The sequence below is a fragment of the Aeromicrobium sp. REDSEA-S32_B7 genome, assembly GCF_001626145.1.
GTDB lineage: Bacteria > Actinomycetota > Actinomycetes > Propionibacteriales > Nocardioidaceae > Aeromicrobium > Aeromicrobium erythreum.
Window position 1 is genome coordinate 1 of the sequence record NZ_LUNF01000231.1, and the last position, 5,677, is coordinate 5,677.

3 protein-coding genes and 2 pseudogenes are annotated in these 5,677 nt (G+C 73.5%); 2 read left to right on the forward strand and 3 right to left on the reverse strand.

All coding sequences use genetic code 11. The features are described 5' to 3' along the window. Together A6Q79_RS14875 and A6Q79_RS14880 are read right to left on the reverse strand one after the other, a co-directional pair. Nucleotides 1-415 (reverse strand): annotated as a pseudogene (locus A6Q79_RS14875) (M18 family aminopeptidase); the annotation flags it as partial. Nucleotides 416-493: 78 nt separating this feature from the next. Beyond that, nucleotides 494-1,498 carry a DUF3068 domain-containing protein gene (locus A6Q79_RS14880; RefSeq protein ID WP_286690068.1) on the reverse strand — a complete coding sequence of 335 codons (1,005 nt, stop codon included), beginning with the start codon at nucleotides 1,496-1,498 and terminating at the stop codon, nucleotides 494-496. Nucleotides 1,499-1,587: 89 nt separating this feature from the next. Between A6Q79_RS14880 and A6Q79_RS14885 the strand changes: the two genes are divergently transcribed. Then, nucleotides 1,588-3,414: a hypothetical protein gene (locus A6Q79_RS14885; RefSeq protein WP_286690067.1), complete on the forward strand. Its 1,827-nt coding sequence runs from the start codon at nucleotides 1,588-1,590 to the stop codon at nucleotides 3,412-3,414. Continuing rightward, a complete protein-coding gene (locus A6Q79_RS14890) occupies nucleotides 3,411-4,673 on the forward strand; it encodes an acyltransferase (RefSeq protein ID WP_286690066.1) in 1,263 nt (420 codons plus the stop codon). Before A6Q79_RS14885 ends, A6Q79_RS14890 begins: the two co-directional genes overlap by 4 nt. Here A6Q79_RS14890 and A6Q79_RS14895 read toward each other — a convergent pair. Beyond that, nucleotides 4,574-5,677 (reverse strand): annotated as a pseudogene (locus A6Q79_RS14895) (hypothetical protein); the annotation flags it as partial. The gene A6Q79_RS14890 and the pseudogene A6Q79_RS14895 sit on opposite strands and share 100 nt — an antisense overlap.

Here is a 5,677-nt window from a genome sequence, read left to right on the forward strand (position 1 = left end):
GCTCGTCGACGTGCACGAGCCGCTCCTCGCCGTCGCGCAGCACGACGCGGCCGGCGACGCCGAGGTCGCGGTCGAGCCAGGTCGTGAGCAGGGGGCCGCCGTAGGGCTCGAGCGCGAGCACGTCGGTGCCCTCGAAGCGTCGGTCGTGGTGCTGCTTCAGGCGCAGCGTCGGGCTGTCGGTGTGCGCACCGACGATCCTGAACGCGTCGGAGGCGGCCGACGAGGCGGTGTCGTCCCACGCCACGAGCGACCCGCCGCGCACGACGTAGCGGCGACCACCCGGCGCGGGCCACGCGGCGCGCTCGTCGACCCTCGACCACCCCGCCGACTCCAGCGCGGCGGCCGCGGTGGCGACGGCGTGGAACGGGGACGGCGAGGCGTCCACGAAGCGGCAGAGGTCGTCGGCGGCACCCATGGCCCCACCGTAGCGACCTGCGGACGCACGTCCGGCGCGCCACCCATGGGTGACGCGCCGGACGAAGGTGCCTGCGGCTCAGGCGGTGTGCGTGCCGCCGTCCTGGCGACCTGCGGCCTTGCGACCACGGGCCAGGCCCGCGACGCCGAGGACCAGCAGGACGAGTCCGACGATGCCGCCGACGATCGGGAACGTGGTGTCCACGGCCTTCAGCAGCGTCGCCTTGCCCTTGTACTCATCGACGGTGTCCTGGATGTAGGCGTCGGTGTAGCCGAGCGTCGCCTTCGTGGTGGTGAGCTTGCGCTCGCCGTCGACCTCCAGGTAGGAGTCCTGTGCCTCCCCGCCCTTGATGATGACGCCGGTGACGGGCTCGACCAGGAAGCTGCGCGTGTTCGCGTAGATCCGGTCGGCCGTGACCTGCGAGGCGTCCTCGCCGACGAGCGAGCCGGGCACGTCGATCGTGCCGGTCTTCGTCGGCTCGATGACCTGCTCGAACTCGTAGACGTCGAGACCCTTGATCGTGGTCTCGCCCTTGTAGACGGCCGGGGTGGCCTTCTTCAGGGTGCCGTCCCAGAAGTCGTACGTCTTCTTCTCGGTCCCGAACGGGAACTTGAAGTACAGGCCCTTGAAGGCGCCCTCGGACTCCTCGCCACCGGTCTCCGTGGTCGAGCCGCTCCACGAGACGGTCTCGCCGGTGTGGGCGTCGAACGCGACGCGGTCCTTCGTGCTGCTGAGCGGCGTCTGCCCGCTGGCGCAGTCGAAGTCGGGCGTGTCGGTGCACGTGTAGGTGTCCCACACGGCCACGTCGCGGCCGAGCTCGTCGGAGGCCTTCTCGCTCAGGTCGACGTTGCCCTGCACGATACGCGTGGACTTCAGGGGTCCGGTCTCGACCGCGGGTCCGCCCTCGGCGCCGACGTTGAGGTACTCAGCGTCCTCTCCCGGCGCCGTCTGCGAGATGCTCGTGGTCTCGTTGTTGTCGGGCACCACGGCCAGACGGTCGTACATGTAGAACTTGCTCAGTCCTGCCAGAAGAACCAGGAAGGCGCCCAGCACGAGCGCCACCAGTCCCAGCTTCTTACCCACAGTCGGGCTCCCTCCGCTGTTGTGATCAGGCGCACGTTACCAGTCCGTAGGGTCATCGGAGCCGCACCCGACGTGTGTGAGGATGAGTCGTGGTCGAACCTGTCACGCGCCGGCTGCTCGGGACCCTGCGCGACGAGGGCGTCGGCACCCGGGAGCTCGTCTCCGGCGCCGCTCTCGTGCTCTTCCTGGCCCAGCTCGCCTGGCGTGCCTGGATCGTCGTCCCGGGCTGGTTCTACTCCGACGACCTGCTGCTCCTGGAGGACGCAGCGCGGCCGCTGCACACGGTGCTCCTGGAGCCGAACGACAGCCAGCTGATGCCGCTCGGGCGCGTCGTCGCCGCCTTGGTCGCCGCCGCCGGACCGTACGCGTGGTGGGCTGCCGCGACGTCGGTGCTGGTGCTGTCGGCCGCCGCGACGGCCGCGTGCTGGCTCATGCTGCGCACGGTCTTCGGTCCGCGCCCGTTCGTCCTCGTGCCGTTCGCGCTCTTCTGCTTCCTCCCCCTCGCCGCCGACGCGAGCTCCTGGTGGGCCGTCGCGCTGAACGCGCTCCCCGCTCAGGTGGCGTTCTTCCTCGTGGTCACGGGGTTCGTGCTCTGGACCCGTGACCGACGGCCGCGCTGGGCTGCGCTCGTGGTGCTGGCCTACCTCCTCGGCGCGGCGAGCGGACCCCGCGCGCTGCTCATGGCCCTGCCGGTGGGCGCGTTCGTCGTCCTGTTCTGCTCCGGGACCGGACGGAGCACGCTCGGCCGGGTCGTACGCCGGCACGGCCCCGTGGTCGCGCCGCTCGCCGCGCTCGGCGTCGCCTACCTCGTGCTCTACCGGGCCACCACGCCCCCGCCGGTGCAGGTCACCGGTGCCACGCCGTGGCTCGGCGTCGCCGACCGGCTCCTCCTGTCGTCCGTGCTGCCCGGGCTGGTCGGCGGACCCTGGCGCTGGGACGTCGCCGCGGACCCGCTGTCGGTCCCCGACCCCCTGCTCGCGGTGCGCGTGGTGGCTGCCGTCGCGGTCCTGGTGGTCGTCGCCGTCGCGTGGCGTCGGCACCCGAGCACCACGTGGCGTGCGGTCGTCGTGGTGCTCGTGCAGGTGGCGGGCACCTACGTCGCGATCGCCCTCGGCCGTGGGCTGCAGGTCGGGGCCGTCGCCGGCCAGTTCACGCGCTACCTGCCCGACCTCGCCGCAGTGCTGCCGTTGGCGCTGGCCGCTGCTGTCCTGCCGGTGCGCGTGCCCGACGCACCGACCGTGCGCGAGCGTCCGCTGCTGCCCCGTCTGCCCTCGGTGCCGCGCGCAGCGCAGAGAGCCGCGCTCTCCGTCGTGCTCGTCGCGTCGCTGGTGAACGCGGCCGCCTACGCGCGACCGTGGCACGAGGACTTCCCCGCGCGTCGCTACGTCGAGAACGCGCGCGCGTCGCTGCTCGCCGACCCGCGCCCCGTCGCCGACCTCGAGGTCCCGGAGCTCGTGCAGCTCGGGCTGCACTACCCGCGGAACCTGCCGTCGCACGTGCTCGCGCCGTACGGTGATCTCGTGGACGCACGCAGGCAGGGCAACGACCTCGCGGTGCTCGACACCGACGGCACGGCGCGCCAGCCGCTCGTGCGCGGCGCCGAGAGCGCTCCCGGACCCGTGGCCGGCTGCGGGACGAAGGTCGTACCAGGTGAGCCGGGGCGCATCGCGCTCGACCGGGCGCAGATGCCCGACTTCCCGTGGACCACGATCAACTACGCCGCGTCGGTCGACGGCGAGGCCGTGCTGCGCTTCGACGGCCGCGAGCCCGTACGCATGCAGGTCCTCAGCGGCCCGCACACCTACCTCGTCAACGGCGACGGCGCCTACTCGACGCTCGAGGTCGACGTGACGACGCCCGGCCTGACGGTCTGCGTCGACCGCGTCGCGGCGGGCACGCTGGAGGCCCTGCGATGACGGCGACGGTTCCCGGCTCCCCCACCTCCCCCGCGGCACCCGCCGACCGGACGTCGGGCGGACGCGCCGTCGCACCCGTGTACCCGGGCCTCGACACGCTGCGCGCGGTGGCCTCCCTCGCGGTCGTGCTCACCCACTGCGCGTTCTGGGCCGGGTTCTACGACGAGGGTCTGCTCGGAGCCGCGATGCAGCGCCTCGAGGTCGGTGTCGCCGTCTTCTTCGTGCTGTCCGGCTTCCTGCTCGCGCATCCCTGGCTCACCGCGGCGCGCACCTGCGAGCACCACGACTCGGTGGCGCGGTACGCCTGGAAGCGCGCGCTGCGCGTCCTGCCCGTCTACTGGGTCACCGTCGTGCTGGCGCTGCTGATCGTGCGGCAGAACCGCGAGCTCGGCCTGGACCGCTGGGTGCAGAACCTCGCGCTCGTGGACCTCTACCGCGAGCCGGCGCTGCCCGAGGGCCTCTCGCAGATGTGGAGCCTCGCGACCGAGGTCGCGTTCTACGCCGCGCTGCCCCTGATCCTCGTCGTGCTGCTGGGTCGACGCACCCACGGTCTGCGCGTCAGGCGGGTGCTCACGCTGCTCTCCGTCCTCGCCGTGCTGTCGCTCGTCTGGACGTCGGCGGCCTCGATCGGCGGCCCGCTCGTGCCACTAGGTCCCTGGACGACGCAGGCGCTCCCGGCCTTCCTGGGCTGGTTCGCGGTCGGCATCGCGTTCGCCGTCGTCGACGTCGACCGCCGCCATCCGCTGCCCGGGCGCCCGTCGCGCGTCGCGCACCGCCTCGAGTCGGTGGCGTCCGCCCCGGGTGCCTGCTGGCTCCTGGCAGGGGCGGTGCTCGTCGTCGCGTCGACCCCGCTCGGCGGCGCGGCCGGACTCTTCGCGCGCACGTCGTCGGAGTCGCTCGTGCGCGCCGTGGCGTACGCGGTCGTCGCCGCGCTCGTGGTGCTCCCGAGCGTGTTCGGGGATGCCGAGACCCCCTACGCCCGCTGGATGGCGCACCCGTGGCTGCGGCACCTCGGCCACGTGTCCTACAGCCTCTTCTGCTGCCACGTGATCGTGCTGTGGGTGCTGTTCGACCGGCTCGACCTCACGCTCTTCAACGCGTCGTTCCCGCTCGTCGTCGTGCTGGTCCTTGCCGTGTCGCTGCCCGTCTCGGAGCTGCTCTACCGACTGGTCGAGCGCCCGTTCCTCCGCCTCAAGAACCTCGGTCGGCGCGCGCCGGCGGCCACCACGACCGACACGGCGGCGAGCGCCGCCAGCTGAGGCAGCGCGAGGTCGCCCGACCACGTGCTGAACTGTCCCCACGGGCGCAGCACCGCGATCCCGCCGGCCACGGCGACGAGCAGCCCGACGAGGGCAGCGGGCGGGACACGTCGCCGGGCCGCCCACGTCGCCACGACGGCCAGGAGGGCGGTCAGCACGCCCGGCGCTCCGGCCAGCCAGGCCGCCGCCAGCACCCAGCCGCCCAGGACGACGGTCTCGCCGGACGCGCCCTCGACACGGCGGCGCGCGGGCGGACCCGGGCGTGACGGGAGCGCTGCGAGCAGGACCACGGCCAGGAACGCGAGCACACCGACGCCGAGGCCGGTCGTGTAGAGCGACTGCGGGGCGAACCTCGTGCTCACCTGCGCCGCGGCACCCGCCGGCACGAACCAGGCCTGCCGCCAGCCGTCGACGACCGTGGGCCGCAGCGCCGCCCCGTCGGGTCCGGTGGCCTCCCAGCCGGCGTTGGTGTTCGACCGCTCGGCGAGCACCACCGTCGCCGAGTCGGGCGTCGCGACCTGACGCTGCAGCAGCAGGTCGGCCGGGCGCAGTGCCGTCGTGCCCGCCGCCACCACGCGGTGCTCGCCCGAGGTGAGCGCGACGTCGTCGTCGGAGCAGAGCTGCACCGGGACCGCTTGGCCCGACAGCAGCGTGCGGGCGTCGACGGCCAGACGGGTGCGTCGCACCGTGCCGTCGACGACGACCGTGGGCCCGTCGGCGCACCGCACCGTGACGTCGACCGTGTCGAGGCGTACCGGGAGTCCGGCGACGCCGGGCGTCGAGAGCTCGGTGAGGCCCACCGGAAGGGCGCGCGCCGTGCCCGTGAAGTCCAGGTCGGTACGGGGCGCCTGCGGCGACAGGTGCAGCTCGACCGACGTCGTGCGCACGCGCGGCAGCCGCAGCACCCCGTCACGGACCTGCACGGTGCGGGTGGTGCCGTCGGCGAGCACCGTCCGCACCGACCGGACGGGCGTGGCGGCCAGGTCGACGGACGTCTGCAGACG